At 36.7% G+C, this 15,464-nt stretch carries 18 protein-coding genes; 8 read left to right on the top strand and 10 right to left on the bottom strand.

Features of this window, described 5'->3' with window-relative positions; translation table 11 throughout:
- The 3 genes from ACZ11_RS22295 to ACZ11_RS26060 all read left to right on the top strand — a co-directional run.
- Positions 1 to 1,222 (top strand): hypothetical protein (locus ACZ11_RS22295; protein ID WP_049668765.1); only part of this gene is annotated, 1,222 nt, incomplete at its 5' end.
- Positions 1,223 to 1,329: 107 nt separating this feature from the next.
- The gene (locus ACZ11_RS22290) at positions 1,330 to 1,890 is read left to right on the top strand and encodes a GNAT family N-acetyltransferase (protein ID WP_049668714.1); all 561 of its coding nucleotides are present in this window, start codon (positions 1,330 to 1,332) and stop codon (positions 1,888 to 1,890) included.
- A 164-nt stretch (positions 1,891 to 2,054) separates the two neighbouring features.
- Positions 2,055 to 2,255 (top strand): hypothetical protein, encoded by a 201-nt coding sequence (locus tag ACZ11_RS26060; protein ID WP_152911543.1) that lies wholly within the window; start codon positions 2,055 to 2,057, stop codon positions 2,253 to 2,255.
- A 64-nt stretch (positions 2,256 to 2,319) separates the two neighbouring features.
- Here the strand turns inward: ACZ11_RS26060 and ACZ11_RS22285 are convergent, their stop codons facing one another.
- The 4 genes from ACZ11_RS22285 to ACZ11_RS22270 form a co-directional block, all read right to left on the bottom strand.
- Positions 2,320 to 2,694 carry a GntR family transcriptional regulator gene (locus tag ACZ11_RS22285; RefSeq protein ID WP_236690931.1) on the bottom strand — a complete coding sequence of 125 codons (375 nt, stop codon included), beginning with the start codon at positions 2,692 to 2,694 and terminating at the stop codon, positions 2,320 to 2,322.
- A gap of 264 nt (positions 2,695 to 2,958) precedes the next feature.
- Positions 2,959 to 3,738 (bottom strand): ABC transporter permease, encoded by a 780-nt coding sequence (locus ACZ11_RS22280; RefSeq protein WP_049668713.1) that lies wholly within the window; start codon positions 3,736 to 3,738, stop codon positions 2,959 to 2,961.
- Between the two features lie 4 nt (positions 3,739 to 3,742).
- The gene (locus tag ACZ11_RS22275) at positions 3,743 to 4,645 is read right to left on the bottom strand and encodes an ABC transporter ATP-binding protein (RefSeq protein WP_049668712.1); all 903 of its coding nucleotides are present in this window, start codon (positions 4,643 to 4,645) and stop codon (positions 3,743 to 3,745) included.
- Positions 4,629 to 4,880 carry a PLDc N-terminal domain-containing protein gene (locus ACZ11_RS22270; protein WP_049668711.1) on the bottom strand — a complete coding sequence of 84 codons (252 nt, stop codon included), beginning with the start codon at positions 4,878 to 4,880 and terminating at the stop codon, positions 4,629 to 4,631. Before ACZ11_RS22270 ends, ACZ11_RS22275 begins: the two co-directional genes overlap by 17 nt.
- Positions 4,881 to 5,057: 177 nt before the next feature.
- On the opposite strand from ACZ11_RS22270, the gene ACZ11_RS22265 reads away from it, so the two are divergent.
- On the top strand, positions 5,058 to 5,597 hold the full coding sequence (locus ACZ11_RS22265) for a helix-turn-helix domain-containing protein (protein ID WP_049668710.1): 540 nt from the start codon (positions 5,058 to 5,060) through the stop codon (positions 5,595 to 5,597).
- 34 nt (positions 5,598 to 5,631) lie between these two features.
- On the top strand, positions 5,632 to 6,492 hold the full coding sequence (locus ACZ11_RS22260; RefSeq protein WP_049668709.1) for a YitT family protein: 861 nt from the start codon (positions 5,632 to 5,634) through the stop codon (positions 6,490 to 6,492).
- Between the two features lie 53 nt (positions 6,493 to 6,545).
- On the opposite strand, the gene ACZ11_RS22255 is transcribed toward ACZ11_RS22260, so the two are convergent.
- Positions 6,546 to 7,739, bottom strand: coding sequence for a YbfB/YjiJ family MFS transporter (locus ACZ11_RS22255; protein WP_049668708.1), 1,194 nt, complete (start codon positions 7,737 to 7,739; stop codon positions 6,546 to 6,548).
- Between the two features lie 103 nt (positions 7,740 to 7,842).
- Here ACZ11_RS22255 and ACZ11_RS22250 point away from each other — a divergent pair, with 103 nt between their 5' ends.
- Positions 7,843 to 8,721 carry a LysR family transcriptional regulator gene (locus tag ACZ11_RS22250; RefSeq protein ID WP_049668707.1) on the top strand — a complete coding sequence of 293 codons (879 nt, stop codon included), beginning with the start codon at positions 7,843 to 7,845 and terminating at the stop codon, positions 8,719 to 8,721.
- Between the two features lie 1,122 nt (positions 8,722 to 9,843).
- The gene (locus ACZ11_RS22245) at positions 9,844 to 10,152 is read left to right on the top strand and encodes a hypothetical protein (protein WP_049668706.1); all 309 of its coding nucleotides are present in this window, start codon (positions 9,844 to 9,846) and stop codon (positions 10,150 to 10,152) included.
- A gap of 45 nt (positions 10,153 to 10,197) precedes the next feature.
- Here the strand turns inward: ACZ11_RS22245 and ACZ11_RS22240 are convergent, their stop codons facing one another.
- The 5 genes from ACZ11_RS22240 to ACZ11_RS22220 form a co-directional block, all read right to left on the bottom strand.
- A complete protein-coding gene (locus ACZ11_RS22240; RefSeq protein WP_152911542.1) occupies positions 10,198 to 10,422 on the bottom strand; it encodes a hypothetical protein in 225 nt (74 codons plus the stop codon).
- 68 nt (positions 10,423 to 10,490) lie between these two features.
- Positions 10,491 to 12,005 (bottom strand): HAMP domain-containing sensor histidine kinase, encoded by a 1,515-nt coding sequence (locus ACZ11_RS22235; RefSeq protein WP_049668704.1) that lies wholly within the window; start codon positions 12,003 to 12,005, stop codon positions 10,491 to 10,493.
- Entirely contained in the window at positions 11,989 to 12,690 is a 702-nt protein-coding gene (locus ACZ11_RS22230; RefSeq protein WP_049668703.1) for a response regulator transcription factor, read from the bottom strand. The genes ACZ11_RS22235 and ACZ11_RS22230 overlap by 17 nt, the downstream gene beginning before the upstream one ends.
- A gap of 343 nt (positions 12,691 to 13,033) precedes the next feature.
- Complete coding sequence (locus tag ACZ11_RS22225) at positions 13,034 to 13,627, bottom strand: DedA family protein (RefSeq protein WP_049668702.1); 594 nt, start codon at positions 13,625 to 13,627, stop codon at positions 13,034 to 13,036.
- On the bottom strand, positions 13,627 to 14,193 hold the full coding sequence (locus tag ACZ11_RS22220) for a class I SAM-dependent methyltransferase (RefSeq protein WP_049668701.1): 567 nt from the start codon (positions 14,191 to 14,193) through the stop codon (positions 13,627 to 13,629). Before ACZ11_RS22220 ends, ACZ11_RS22225 begins: the two co-directional genes overlap by 1 nt.
- 224 nt (positions 14,194 to 14,417) lie before the next feature.
- Between ACZ11_RS22220 and ACZ11_RS22215 the strand changes: the two genes are divergently transcribed.
- On the top strand, positions 14,418 to 15,317 hold the full coding sequence (locus ACZ11_RS22215) for a hypothetical protein (protein WP_049668700.1): 900 nt from the start codon (positions 14,418 to 14,420) through the stop codon (positions 15,315 to 15,317).
- Positions 15,318 to 15,464: the final 147 nt, after the last annotated feature.

The raw sequence follows: 15,464 nt of genomic DNA, 5'->3' as shown, positions 1-15,464 counted from the left end.
TATTTATGCCATCACTGAGCTTTTGTCGACCATTCTCATAATTTCTATTATTGTAGCCATGAGTCGAGTTATGATGGCCTCTGGTATCAATGAAGTCATGATTGCTCCATTTACGAAAATCATAAAAACACCAGCTTTAGCTTATTGGACGATTGGTCTTTTAATGATGTGTATCTCTTGGTTTTTCTGGCCTTCGCCTGCTGTCGCACTCTTAGGTGCAGTTTTATTACCTGTTGCTCTACGTGCAGGTTTACCAGCACTCGGTGTGGCGATGGCGATGAATTTATTTGGTCACGGAATAGCTCTCTCAAGTGATTTTGTTATACAAGGAGCTCCTAAGCTAACTGCTGATGCTGCTGGTATTCCAGTTAGTGAGGTAATGTCTGCTAGTATCCCCCTTGTTATTACAATGGGCGTTGTTACTACGGTAGTCGCCTATATTTTATTACGACGGGATATGAAGCGTGGATCAGCGAATTTATTTGCAACAAACGACACAAATGAGGAAGTAGAACAAGTAGCTGCTGAAAACCTGTTAACACTCGGGCAAAAACGCTTTTTCGCAGTACTTATTCCAATTGCCTTTGTACTCGATGTCATCGCAATGTCTATATTAAAACTACAAGGTGGAGATGCAACAGCTTTAATAGGAGGCACATCTGTCTTTATCCTATTATTGCTTTGTGTTGTAGCCCACAAAAAACAAGGGCTTGAAAAGACAACAAGCTATTTCATTCAAGGATTCCAATTCGGATTTAAAGTGTTTGGACCGGTTATTCCAATCGCAGCCTTTTTCTATCTAGGAGATTCTGGATTTACACAAATTATCGGTGACTACTTACCAGCCGCATCACATGGTATCGTCAACGATCTCGGTGTGGGTCTAGCTGCGGTAGTGCCATTAACAAAGGGAATTGCAGTCGTCACTTTAGCAGTCGTTGGCGCTATTACAGGCTTAGACGGCTCTGGCTTCTCAGGCATTTCCTTAGCAGGTTCCGTCGGTAGTCTGTTTGGTAATGCTATTGGTGGAGGTACTGCAACTTTAACAGCTTTAGGGCAAATAACAGCGATCTTTGTAGGAGGCGGAACGTTAATTCCCTGGGCACTAATCCCAGCTGCTGCAATTTGTAATGTTAGCCCATTCGAACTTGCAAGGCGTAATTTATTGCCAGTGGCTATTGGTCTTGTGATTACAACCATTGTGGCGGTGTTTTTAATATAGCATTTGTAAAAGTAAGGAACTCTTTTAGTGGTTTCTTACTTTTTTCTCTTCCTCACAATTCCAATGGTATAATTTAACTGAACAAATTACAAAGGGAGATGAGTTCAATGAAAGTTTCCTATTGGCGTGGAGAAAAAATACGATTGAGGGCACCAAAGTCTGAGGACATTCATATATTTGAAAATTTAGATGATGACATACTTAAAAACCTTGATTCAGTCGCTTTTCCTCGGACAAATCAGCAAATTGAAGAATGGATAAATGAAATATCACAAGGGGCATCTACAGAGAGTGATGATTTTTACTGGATTGCGGAGGATGCTTCAAACAATATCGTGGGGTCAATTGAGGTTTCTGGTTGTGATGCAAAGAATGGGACCTTTGATTATGCTATCACGGTATTTCCCTCGCATAGAGGAAAAGGGTATGCTAAAGATATGATTTTAACGATTTTAAAGCATTATTTCTTTGAACTACGCTATCAGAAAGCAACAATCTGTATTTACTCCTTTAATGCATCTTCTATTGCTCTACATAAAAAACTGCGATTTGTTGAGGAAGGCCGGTTGAGAAATATGATTTATACAAATGGTACCTTTTATGATGAGGTCTATTTTGGGATGACCAAGGATGAGTTTAACTTGTTTCAGCAGAACCCACTTCTATAGTTGGTGAGATGAATTCGGAATTAAGTTACATTTCAGCGGGTGTCTAAACACCTGTACCTGTCGCTACGCTTTCGGTACAGAAAATAATTGTAACTGCCGTTTCACTTACGTTACATAAAACATTTGCTGAAATAGAGGAACTCAGTCTAAGAACGCCACGTCCTGTGGCAACTTATCTGTGCGAAAGCGAAGCGACAGCAACAGGTTTTCTTTCTGTGCGAAAGCGAAGCGACAGCAACAACACACGATTGAGTGACCAACTTCGTGCTGCTGACGCTGCGTTAGCACTACGCTTTCGCGCAAAAAACATCTGTTGGCCTAAAGCCTCCGGCGGATGTCACGCAATTATGCCAAGGCATAATTGATTAAAATACACTCTAATCAGAAAGAGATGACTTCTTTATATTGCAGAAGTCATCTCTTTCTCTCTTAACGCTGAGTATAATATTTTTGCAGATTCTTATGAAACATCTGCTGCAGTTGACACTCACTAATCCCTAAAACATTTGCTTCACACATTATTTGTTCGACCTTAATAGAAATTTGTTGAAGGTTAACATCCTTTGCTTCAGCAGACTTTTTAACAATTGCTTTTGAGTTAGGTTTTATAGCGATTATTCCCTGCTTCTGAAGCTCCTTGTAGCTTTTATGAACGGTATGAAGATTGAGTTTTGTTTGAGCTGCTAAATCACGAATGGAGGGCAATGGGTCACCATTTTGCAATTTCCCTGTCGCTATTTCAAAAAGTAGTTGCTGGATTAACTGCTGATACAAAGGAGTTTTACTCATTGGATCTATTTTCACATTCAATTGTATACGTATCCTTTCATACGGTTCATCGCCAAAAGTTAGGATGGCATTTGTTAAAACGTATATCATGAAATAAGTTGATTTGGTAGAGGAGGCGCGACTCCTTGGGGATTCGGTCATAGATTGAACCCTGAAGCAAAAGCGAAGCGGCAGCGTATGATGTTGGTCACTCAGGTGTTTTCATAGGATGTGAAATTCTTAGCCTGAGTCCCTCTATTTTATTTTACTCCGGCTACCAAAACACTTTTCTGAAAGAAGTTAAAATTTCTTTTTCGCAATGAAACTTTGCATAGTAATGACCATCAATAAAACTAACAGCAGTGTAACTACAATATTGACACCGTACCAAGATCCCACATCACCTGACATTAGAATATTTGTTGCATACATACTATTACTAGCAGGATTCACAACGTCTATGAATGGATGTATTCCAGCAATAAAACGACACATTAATAGGACAACGATACTTATTAGTGCTATAAAAGCAGGACTATTAAAAAATGTACTCATCAATGCAACAAACGTAATGATAAATAACAGCCATACACAATAAAATGCTAAAGCCCATATAGCTTGTGTCATAGGAGCAGAAGTAAATAAAAACGCTGAATAGCCATAGGACACTGCATAGCCCAGAGCTATACATACTACAGCCAATATATAATGGATAATAATTTTACTATTTAAATAAGATGATATCGAAACTGGTCTTGTTAGGATAAACGCCATCATGCCATTTGCTTTTTCGCCTTGAATAATGCTCATAGTGGCAACGACCAGAATAATAATACCTAGCTGATCAAACTGTGAATTTAATGTTGTGGCAAGTACCTCCTGTCCCTCCGGCTTTGCCATCGTAGGATCAATCATTATACCGTCAATTCCACCCATTGATTGTAAAATAACAGGTAAATAATACATCATAATCGGCTGAGTTAGCCCTAGTAAAATAAATACGATTGGGAGCCATAATATTTTATATTCCCTTGCCATTTGATGTATTTCTTTTTTGCTAAGTGCCATAAACGTATCCATATACTCACACCACCAATTCCAAAAATATTTCTTCAAGATTGTCTTGAATACCCACTTCAAATTTAGTAAACATCACTTTTGAATCCAGTCCGTGTTGTATTAGACGATTAGCATCCGTTTCCAAATTTTCAACGTGTATTTTGAAGCCATTTCCACAGTTTTCGATTTTCTTCACATAAGATAATTGTTCAAGCATTGTTAACCACTGAAAATCTGCTTTACGAATCATTACAAAGATAGCTGATTCTTGATGGCGCTTAAGTAACTCTGATTTTGTAGCATCCTCTATTTTGAGACCATTTTTAATCATTACAAAGCGCTCACAAATTTCTTCCGCATCACTCAATATATGCGTTGAAAATAAAACTGTCGTATCTTTTTTTATCTCTTTAATTAGATTTAACACTTCTCTTCTCCCTATTGGATCTAGCGCTGATACCGGTTCATCCATGATCATTAAAGCAGGCTTATGCAATAGTGCTTGTGCGATGCCAAGTCGTTGCTTCATACCACCTGAAAATGTCCCGGCATTAAGATGTGCTTCTTTCCCTAAGCCCACCTTTTCTAAAAGCAATGGGATTTCTTTCTGCAATTCATTATTTGCTATGCCAGATAGTGTTCCCATAAAGTACAGTGTTTCAAACGCTGTCATCCATGAGAAAAAATTAGGATACTGAGGTAAGTAACCAATTTGATTTTTCATAGATGAAATCTTTTGACCATCAAGAAGAATTTCCCCTTTGTCTGCATTCAGAATGTCGGCAATGATTTGAATTAACGTGGATTTTCCTGCCCCATTCGGTCCAATTAATCCGACACACTCATTAGCATCAATATCCATAGAAAAATCATTCACGGCTGTTTTTTGTTTAAACTTTTTCGTAATATTTTTAATTTCTAAGCGCACGTTTATTTACATCCTTTCTACCAATTATGAAGTAAAGAACAGAGCCAATTGAATTAAAGATCAAAATAATAATTGTCCACAGCAGTATGTTCTCCCGCGTATTTCGGTGCCGATATAAATCGAATAAAGCAATAATTATTAGTACAAATCCTACGAATAAAAATGGCAAAATGATCGGAAGTATGCTTGCCCAATCCAGTTGGCTTAAATCATCAAAACTATAATGTAATTTCATTACTAAAACCTCCATTCATTATCATTATCGATAATGATAACATAATATGTAAAAAATTTCATTACCTTTCTACTGTACATCTGAAAAAAAAATATATAGTATATTTATTGATAATGTTCTCATATTGATAACATTTGATTGCTTCCCTTGATTCCATTTGATAGGAGGATCGTTTTTATGCGGAATAAAGCAGAGGTTTTAATGCACCCTGTGAGAATGAAAATTTTACAAGCTCTAATGCACGATAAAGAAGAAGGCTTAAGCACTTTGGGGATGATTTCTATCATAAAGGATGTACCTCAGGCTACTTTGTATCGTCACATCCAAATTTTAATGGATGAAGACATTATAAAAATTGTGAAAGAGCGAAAAGTACGTTCTGTTACAGAAAAATTTTATGCATTAAATGAAGGAGCAGAAAAACTTAGTCAGGAGGATTGGACACAACTAACGATCAAACAAAAATTAAATTATGTTTCCAACTATCAATTAGCTTTACTATCTCAATATCAAAATTATTTAAATTCACTTGATGAAGAAGATAGACTTGCAGATTTAGCAACTTTTTCATTTATTGATTTGACATTAACGAATGATCAATTTATGAGCTTTGAAAAAGAATTAAACGATTTAATGATTAAATACTATAATATGGCCGACTCAAGCAAAGAGACTGAGACAAAAACAATTGCTATAAATATTATTCCAAAACCTTAAGTAATATTTTTACGTAAAGAAATGGAGAAGATTTATGAAAAGAAGAAAGACAGTTGAAAACACACGAAAATTTATCATGATTATAATTGGCGCCATCATCGCAGCATATGGACTAGAAGCGGTATTAATTCCGAACGATGTCATTGATGGTGGCGTGACAGGTATTAGTATTATGGGAGCATACCTCTTTGATATTCCTTTAGGCGTACTGCTCTTTGTATTAAACATTCCTTTTATTTGGATTGGCTACAAACAAGTAGGTAAAACTTTTGCATTGATGAGTAGTGCTGGGATAGCAGCTCTATCTATTTCCACAGTGCTTATGCATGATGTTAAAACAATTTTAGGCCCAAATGATCCACTATTAATTGTTTTATCTGGTGGTATGTTACTTGGTGTTGGAATCGGGATTGTCTTACGTAACGGTGGTGCTTTAGATGGTTCTGAGGTTTTAGCAGTATTACTATCACGTAAGATTCCATTTTCAGTCGGGGATATTATATTATTTATTAATGCCTTTATTTTCTTAGGGGCAAGTTTTATTTTTGGCTTAGAAAGCGCATTATACTCAGCTTTAACGTACTATATTGCGAAAAACGTTATCGATATTATTCAAGTTGGTTTAGAAAAATCAAAAGATGTTCGTGTTGTCAGTGCAAAATCAGATGAAATTGGTGATGCTATTCAAGCTCGTTTAGGTCGTGGTGTTACATATACTAAAGGGCGAGGCGGTTTCTCCAATGAACCAACTGATATATTAAACTGTGTCATTAACCGTATGGAAGAAAATAAACTTGTATCGATTATTAAAGATATCGATGAAAGTGCCTTCGTAGTTATTTCTGATGTATCAGAGGTACGTGGTGGGAACTTCAAAAAACGTGATATCCACTAAAACAAAAGTAAGTAAGTCACTCCTAGACTTACTTACTTTTTTTGTCTATTTACTTAAGTTTTTTGCGTAGCTAGCTCTCCTACTTTTACTTTTTCATATTTTAATCCACTAATAAGACATAATGCTCCTATTACTACAACGACTGTTGCGCCAAATAAGGCATACTGATAGCTATTCGTATAATTGGCTAGTGCTCCTGCAAGTGAAGGACCTAACATTTGTCCCAAAGCATATCCAGCAGTTAGGTAACCTAATATTTTGTGACTGTTCACAGGCAATATTTGTCTTGCTAATGTTGTAGCTACTGTAGTAATTCCCATAAAAGTTGCTCCAAAAATAAATGCACTTATATAAAGTATCATTGTATTAGTCGCAAACGCGGGTAAAACAATTCCTAACCCTTGAATTACCATAGAAATCAATAATGTTCTCACGTAACCGTATCGCTGTGCCAGCGTAGACCAAACAATGCAGGATGGAATCGCTGCAATCCCGACAACAAACCATACAAAGGTAGCATCACCATGAAAGCTTGTTGATTCTTCTGCGATTGACACGATAAATGTTCCCGTGACAATATAGCCAAGGCCCTCTAAGCTATAACCTAAAATTAGCCACTTCATCCATGTCGTAGGTGGGACTTTTTGTGGCGCTACTGTTTGACTTAGTTTCTGTTGTGAATGTTGAGTAACTGGCTTTATGAACAATACGATGAATACAAGCAATACGACACTAAACAACGCCAAAGCAATCCACGTTCCATTCCAATCAAACATTGCATGTATGGGTGATACAATAACCGCACTTAGAGCAATTCCTGCACCTACCCCGCTATAAAAAAGCCCAGATAAATGCGCTTTTCCATTCCCAGCTAACTGATCGAGTACAAGGCTAGCAGCAACTACAAAGATCGATGCACTCATAACCCCAGAAATAAAACGAAGTACATACCATGCGATAACAGCATCAGTAAAACCCATCATAGCCGTTGTCAATATGCTAATAACGAGTGATATTTGTAAAAAAGGAATACGTTTACCTCCTATTTGTAAACGACCAGCCACCAATGCCCCTACTAAGTATCCAAAATAATTACTTGTCGCTAGAAAACCTGCTGTAGCATGACTAAAGGCAAAAGTATCTTGCATATACGGCAAGATAACCGTATAGGAAAAACGACCAATACTCATAGCAATAACTAGTGAAAAAATGCCTCCTAATAAATATTGAACTGTTTGCTTGTGCATATTTTACCTCCCCTCCTTCTCACTATAACGAAAATTCAGATATCACAAATAGCACTAATCCTTTATAATAGATATCAAATAAATTGATGGCTGGAGGGAACATATGAATATTAATGATCTCTTAATTTTTCGGACAGTCGTACAAACAGGTAGCTTCTCTAAAGCTGCTGCAGAGCTTAATTACACCCAATCTAACATCTCTATGAAAATACAAAATCTTGAGGCCATGTATCAAACAACTTTTTTTTATCGAGGACATCGAGGTATCCGATTGACACCAAAGGGAGAACAGTTTTATGAAATGGTATTAAAAATGCTACATCTCTATGAAAAATCCTTTGAAATACTTCAGGATACAGAGGAAAATAGAGGACTTTTACGAATTGGTTCAATGGAAACAACTGCGGCACTACACTTACCTACCCTCTTAACTACTTTCCATAAAGCCTATGATCAGGTGGAAATCACTATATTGACAAGTCCATCTCAACAAAATATCGAACGGCTAGAAAACTATGAATTAGATGGTGCGTTTGTAAATGGACCCGTTTATAAAGAAAATATCCTTGCGAAGGAGTTTGTTTATGAGGAGCTTGTTGTCATCACATCTAGCAAACATAAACGAATTGATAGCCAACGTGATTTAGAGAACAGCACATTTATTACTTTTCCTCATGGTTGCTCATATAGAGCTATTTGGGAGCATTGGTTGCGTGAAGACGGTGTGCAACCTCAAAAGCGTATGGAATTTGGCACACTCGATGGAATCATTGGCTGCGTTGCTGCAGGGCTAGGTGTAACACTACTGCCACGTGCAATCGCTCAAAAATATATGGATACTCAGTCACTGTCGCTGCACATACTAGCAACAAAGCAGGCTCAAATCCCAACTTGGTTTATTTATCGCAATGACGAAGTACAGTCACCTGCGCTAAAATATTTTCTAGAGACGATCGATGCGTACAAATATCCGTCGATTTGAGGCGAGGCTCTCCACTCTTGGAGAGTTCTATCCATCTTTTTGGTGGGGCTATCCACACTTGGAGGGTTCTATCCATCTTTTTGGGGGTTCTATCCATCTTTTTGAGGATTCTATCCATCTTTTTGGTGGGGCTATCCATCCTTTTGAGGGTTCTATCCCTCTTTTTGGTGGGGCTATCCACACTTGGAGGGTTCTATCCATCTTTTTGGGGGTTCTATCTATCTTTTTGAGGATTCTATCCCTCTTTTTGGTGGGGCTATCCACACTTGGAGGGTTCTATCCATCTTTTTGGGGGTTCTATCTATCTTTTTGAGGATTCTATCCCTCTTTTTGGTGGGGCTATCCACACTTGGAGGGTTCTATCCATCTTTTTGGGGGTTCTATCTATCTTTTTGAGGATTCTATCCCTCTTTTTGGTGGGGCTATCCACACTTGGAGGGTTCTATCTATCATTTAGGGTTCTATCCATCTTTTTGAGAGTCCTATCCATCTTTTTGGCGGAGNATCTTTTTGGTGGGGCTATCCATCCTTTTGAGGGTTCTATCCATCTTTTTGGTGGGGCTATCCACACTTGGAGGGTTCTATCTATCATTTAGGGTTCTATCCATCTTTTTGAGAGTCCTATCCATCTTTTTGGCGGAGCTATCCATCATTTTGGGGGTTCTATCCATCTTTTTGAGGATTCTATCCATGATTTTGAGGTTATATCCATCTTTTTGAGAGTCCTATCCATCTTTTGGGCGGGACTATCCATCACTTTGAGGGTTCTATCCATCTTTTTGAGGTTCTATCCATCATTCGGGCGCGGCTATCCACTCTTGGAGAGTCTTATCCATCTTTTTGGCGGATCTATCCATCTTTTTGGGGGTTCTATCCATCATTTTGGGGGTTCTATCCATCTTTTTGAGGATTCTATCCATGATTTTGAGGTTATATCCATCATTTGGGCGCGGCTATCCACACTTGGAGAGTCCTATCCATCATTTTGGCGGGCTATCCACTCTTGGAGAGTCCTATCCATCACTTTGGCGGAGCTATCCATTATTTTCATGGTTCTATCCACAATTGGAGGCGGGTTCTATCCATCACTATTAACATCAAGATATAAAGAAGGAGAAATAAATGGATTTATTTATCGCAAGTAATCGTCAATTACCTATCCGTTATTACGTCAATGAAGCGATTTGGATTCGTCGCGGTTGCTTAAGTTTACATCAATTAACGCTGCCCTTTTTTGTAGAAGTAGAAATGAAAGACCCACATCATATATTGAAAATTACAGAATATGTTCAGGAAGTCCAAAAACAATATAGCTATACAGAAATTCAAATTATTATTAAGGACAAGAATATTTTTATGCACTTACAAAAGATACTCCCCCACACTAAAGCTAATCATATTCTCACTATTGAGCAACTAATTCACCCATGAAGAAAGGTAGCATTGCTCTTTTAAATGCTACCTTTCTATATATAGTCAATCTGCCTCGGTATAATTGCGTCCGGAGGCTTTAGGCCAACAGATGTTTTTTGCGCGAAAGCGTAGTGCTAACGCAGCGTCAGCAGCACGAAGTTGGTCACTCAGTCGTGTGTTGTTGCTGTCGCTTTGCTTTCGCACAGAAAGAAAACCTGTTGCTGTCGCTTCGCTTTCGCACAGATAAATTGCCACAGGACGTGGCGTTCTTAGACTGAGTTCCTCCATTTCAGCGAATGTTTTTTGTACCGAAAGCGTAGCGACAGGTACAGATGTTTGGCACCCGCTGGAAGAAGTTAAGCTGTAACTGGCAGTTCGATGTTAAACTGCAACATTCCTTCCGTATACTTTGCGTCAATTTTGCCACCATGTAGTTCTACAATGCTTTTAGCAATAGCAAGTCCAAGTCCTGAACCTTCCGCTACAGTTGTTCTAGATTGATCTTTTTTATAAAAACGATCAAATAGGCTCATTAGCTCTTCAGATGTAAATTCATTACTTTCATTTGCGACACAGATTTGAACATTACCTTCTTTTCTTTCAAGAGAAACAAAAATCTCGCCATCACCTGTACTATATTTAATTGCATTCATTAATAAATTATCAAAAACCCTGACAATTTTTTCAGAATCTACTGTAGCAAAGATCCGCTCCTCCGAGAAATTTTTATTGAATGTACGATGGTTTTCCTCCGCTTGAGGAATCAACTCTTCGATTAACTGATCAAGAAGTTCATTGATACATACCTCTTGTTGCCCAAGGATAATACTTTCATTCGTTAGCTTCGTATAGTCAAATAAATCATCAATTAGGTTTTTTAACTGTTCGGATTTTGAGAAAGCAATCTTTAAATACTCATCATATTGCTCTTTCGTGTCGTATCTCTCATCTCTTAACAATCGTAAATACCCCATAATCGAAGTAAGTGGTGTTCGTAGGTCATGCGAGACATTAGTAATTAATTCATTTTTTTGTTTTTCAATCCTTCGTTCCATCTCTATATTTGTCATGATTGCTTCGGCCATATGATTAACATTCTCTGTTAATAAAGCTATTTCATCTATTCCCTTTTTCTCAATTCGATAGCTTAAATCTCCTTTTGCGATTTCCTTTACCCCCTTCGCCAACGCCTCTATTTGTTTCATTTTTCGTTTTGTTATGTAGAAGAATGAAAAGGTAAAAAAAGCAATTCCAATTAATGCAGGAATTGGCCCATCTGCTGTTTTTGTAATGACAACACCTTTTGGAATTCCACTGACAAATAGATATAAATCTTCATCTTCTATTGTTAATGGATAAAAGGCAATAAATTCTTCCCGCGAATCCTCGACTTGCGGTATATCATATTTATAGAATGGGTTGTTGATTGCAAAATCCATTACATGCCGAATCTTATTATGCAAATCAATTTGTTCCTCTTCCGCTTGTTTTGTTTTATACAAAACCTTCCCGCGTTCATCAGTAACTAACACTTTCAACGCACTCTGTTTCATTTCCATCTTTACATTTTCATCTTCAATCATTTGCTGTAAAGCATCAATACTATTTTCACTAACAGCCAAATCTGCTGAACGCTGCGCTTGAAAATTTATTTGCTCCATACCTGCACTATAGTCAATGGTAGGTGTTATATTGATATTTCCCAAAAATGGCACAGTAGCTCGTGCCACAAGTAAACCGAGAAATGCGCAAAGAATAAAAGTTGTTAAAAGTTGAATTCTGATACTTTGCCGAACTTTTGTAATGGCATTCACTATAAGAATTTTAAGTTTGCTTAGTATGTATTGGAATGGCTTAATGATCTTTCTCAATTTTATAACCTACTCCCCATACTGTTTTAATATATTGAGGATTTCTTGGATTTGTCTCAATTCTTTCTCGAATTTTTCGTATATGTACCATTACCGTATTTTCAGATTGTATAGCCTCTTCTTTCCAAACCTTTTCATAAATTTGCTCCGCGCTCATCACAATGCCTTGATTTCTTGCAAGTAAATCAAGAATTGAAAACTCTCTTGGCGTAAGCTTCACTTTTTCATTATTGACGATTACTTCATGTGTGTCGGTATTGATTCGCATATCACCAATCTCTATCCCACTTTCGTTCATATCATCAAGTCGATTCATTTTGATATATCTACGCAGCTGAGATTTTATGCGCGCAATTAGCTCTAAAGGATTAAATGGCTTAGTTACATAATCATCAGCCCCTAAAGTTAATCCAACGATTTTATCCATATCCTGAGACTTTGCTGACAGCATAATAATTGGCATCTCGGCTATTTCTCGTACCTTCATACACATTTCAATACCATCCACATTCGGCATCATAATATCTAGAACAATTAAATGTACTTTATGTTTCTTTAAAAGACTTAAACCTTCCTCTCCATCACTTGCTTCTAGAACATCATAGCCTTCATTTTTTAAATAAATAGCAATAAGATTTCTAATCTCTTTTTCATCATCAACAATAAGTATTGTTTCTTTACTCATCTAATCCCACCAATTTCAAAATATAATCAATTATGCTTCGACGTAATTGCGTCCGGAATCGGCTTTGTGATATCTCAAAGAACTCCTTTCCGATTCCGTGACAGGCTTTATGCAAACATTTTTTTGTGCGAAAGCATATCGGCCGCAACAGGATGTTGGTCACGAAGGCGTTATCACAGAACATGATGTTCTTAACCTTCGTTCCTCTACTTGCTCACTCTAGGGTCTTAGCTGTGACGCTGATTCCCGAGGAGTAGCCCAGTCTCCACTCCAATCAACCTTAATACACTCCCTAATTTTAACTATTTTATTATTTTTCGTATATAAAAATAATAAAAACACTCTACATTACCGACTTTAATTTTCGTTTATAAAAATAATAAAAACACCCTACAATAACGACGAAAGCTCCAAAATATATACCGTATTTTGTTGCTATTATGGAAATATGCTCAATGTGTTTTCCAAAGAACAAACCAAGTGTAAAGTAAATCAATGTCCAAACAAAACCTGCTGTGTAGTAATACAAAGCGTATTTTTTAAACGGCATGTTGTTCATACCTACTAAGTATGGAAGTATATGTCTCACAATTGGTATGAAATAGCTTATAACTAAAGCAAAATGTCCATATTTATCTATTAGCTCTTTTGACTTTAATAAATATTTAGCCTTTTTCTTTTTCACCAATTTATCAAGTATTTTATGACCAAACACTTTACCAAGGATAAATCCTAAGGAAAGTCCTGAAACTGCACCTAGATAGGTTATTACAAAAGCTTTTAACACACTCATTTTATCTAACGAAGACATAAAGCCGCCGCTCATAACGATCATCTCATCAGGTAGGGGCATACCCACGATTCCTAACCATAAGCTGAAAAATAAAGCAAAATAACCATATTGCTCAATATATGATACAAGATCCTGTAATCCCATTAAATAGCCCTCACATTTCCAAGTTTGCAGCTCAGCACATAGGCAGGTGGAAAGTTAATCCATACTTTTTCATGTGTAATATCCTCAAAATAGTTTTGGATAAAGGATTTCCTAACAAGTGAATATTGGAATGTAATAAATTTTCCGTCTTCTAAGCACTCCTTTACATTCCGTAAAATACGTGAGGAAACGGCAGGATTCAATGATGTAAAAGGTAACCCAGATATGACATAGTCAATTTTTTCGATATTTAATGCTGACATATATTTGCATAAATCCTCAGCTGATCCATGTATTACGATTATACTCGGCTCATGCTCAAATTGTTCACGTAGCTTTCCATAAAAAATCTCATTATTTTCAATAAGAATTAACTTTGTTGACCGCTCTTTTCTTTTCATTAGTTCTTTTGTAAATGAACCAGTACCTGGACCTAGTTCAACAATGCATTGGGCATTTTCAAAACAAATTGTTTCGACCATTTTTTTTGCTAATTTTTTTGAACTAGGTGAAATCGCACCTATAGTTTTTGGATGTTTTATAAATTCAGTAAGGAACGTTAACATAAATTTTCTCCCCGATCATTAGTAATTATTAGTTGCTTTTACTATAAAGAGCATTTCTTAAAGAATTGCGAGGGGATTTCTTAAATTTTTCTTAAGAGTCAGAAAAGGTTTACAAGTCATTGATTCTATTGATAATTTCCTACTCAAAATAGTCATACAATTGCTTCTAGTAGAATAGAAACCTATATAGAGTTATACGGAAAAATAAAGTGGGGTGTGAAAGGATGCTTAAACTAAATGATGCAAAAGAAACGGTACTCGAAATTGTGCAACATGACCCATTGTTTGTCGTAATACAAAATACGCCTTTAGAAGAAATACTGTATAATGACGACTATTTAGCGTATATTGAAGAATCGAATCATTATTCCATTGCAGAAGTCGCAGGTTGGTTTGAAATTACGGATGCGATGCTTCGTTATTACATTAAACCATTCGAACAGTATATTTTTGATAATGCTTCGAATAGCCCAAACACCAATATTCGTTTAAATCTTCCTGCCATCTTAAGACTTCGCATGATTTTACTGTTAAAAGATGAACACCGCGTTAGAGGCTTAAAACTTTTGCTTGGAATTGATGACAACGGTCAATTCATCAATCATCAAATAACTGCAACAACTATGGGCACTGATGATTTAGCGAATAAAGTTGACGTTCTCGGAAATGTTCTTCAGCAAATGATACAAACGGGGCTTTTCAATATTTTCCCAAGCGAAGAGCATGGAGCATTACAAGTAACGTTAAATCAAGACTTTCTCGCACAAAAAATTCAATTAGTATCCTCGGAATCGGATCTTCAAGTTGAAGAACTTCAAAAAGAAACTGCTGAACTTAAACAAGAAAATGAAAATCTACAAAAACAAATTTTAGAACTGCAAGAGCGTAACGTTAAGGATATCGTTCAAAAACTTCGTGAGCGTCAAATCGAAAATGAAATTGTGTCGACATTACGGACAGAAGCTTTACAGCAATTTTCTACGGAAAATAAGGCAGGCTTTTTCAACAAAATGTTTCGCTCCTCTCATATTGAGATGGAAAAGGAGCAATTTGTGTTGAGTTATATTTCGAAGCATCTAGAAGAACGTTTAGAAGTAGCACTTATTAATTATTATGGAGAATAAATATCTTCAAATTAATTTTACAGGGAAAATTATAATCACTGAGCGCAGAACATGAAGGAGTCTTTTTAAAGAAGCCATTCATGTTCTTTTTTTATCGCACAAAGCTCGATTAGTGAAGACTAATAATTAGTGAAAGATGTAGTACTC

It is taken from the genome of Lysinibacillus xylanilyticus (genome assembly GCF_001183605.1).
In the GTDB taxonomy this organism is placed as follows: Bacteria; Bacillota; Bacilli; order Bacillales_A; family Planococcaceae; genus Lysinibacillus; species Lysinibacillus xylanilyticus.
Note: the sequence above shows the minus strand (reverse complement) of the source record. Positions and strands in the feature narration are given on the sequence as shown.

Excerpts from the sequence above, each read along its gene's own strand:
- ACZ11_RS22250 (WP_049668707.1), top strand. The coding sequence starts at position 7,843 with ATGAATATTAATGATCTCTTAATTTTTCGGACAGTCGTACAAACAGGT.
- ACZ11_RS22220 (WP_049668701.1), bottom strand. The coding sequence starts at position 14,193 with ATGTTAACGTTCCTTACTGAATTTATAAAACATCCAAAAACTATAGGT.
- ACZ11_RS22225 (WP_049668702.1), bottom strand. The coding sequence starts at position 13,627 with ATGGGATTACAGGATCTTGTATCATATATTGAGCAATATGGTTATTTT.
- ACZ11_RS22290 (WP_049668714.1), top strand. The coding sequence starts at position 1,330 with ATGAAAGTTTCCTATTGGCGTGGAGAAAAAATACGATTGAGGGCACCA.
- ACZ11_RS22260 (WP_049668709.1), top strand. The coding sequence starts at position 5,632 with ATGAAAAGAAGAAAGACAGTTGAAAACACACGAAAATTTATCATGATT.
- ACZ11_RS22245 (WP_049668706.1), top strand. The coding sequence starts at position 9,844 with ATGGATTTATTTATCGCAAGTAATCGTCAATTACCTATCCGTTATTAC.
- ACZ11_RS22230 (WP_049668703.1), bottom strand. The coding sequence starts at position 12,690 with ATGAGTAAAGAAACAATACTTATTGTTGATGATGAAAAAGAGATTAGA.
- ACZ11_RS22215 (WP_049668700.1), top strand. The coding sequence starts at position 14,418 with ATGCTTAAACTAAATGATGCAAAAGAAACGGTACTCGAAATTGTGCAA.
- ACZ11_RS22280 (WP_049668713.1), bottom strand. The coding sequence starts at position 3,738 with ATGGATACGTTTATGGCACTTAGCAAAAAAGAAATACATCAAATGGCA.
- ACZ11_RS22240 (WP_152911542.1), bottom strand. The coding sequence starts at position 10,422 with ATGGAGGAACTCAGTCTAAGAACGCCACGTCCTGTGGCAATTTATCTG.
- ACZ11_RS22265 (WP_049668710.1), top strand. The coding sequence starts at position 5,058 with ATGCGGAATAAAGCAGAGGTTTTAATGCACCCTGTGAGAATGAAAATT.
- ACZ11_RS22255 (WP_049668708.1), bottom strand. The coding sequence starts at position 7,739 with ATGCACAAGCAAACAGTTCAATATTTATTAGGAGGCATTTTTTCACTA.
- ACZ11_RS22270 (WP_049668711.1), bottom strand. The coding sequence starts at position 4,880 with ATGAAATTACATTATAGTTTTGATGATTTAAGCCAACTGGATTGGGCA.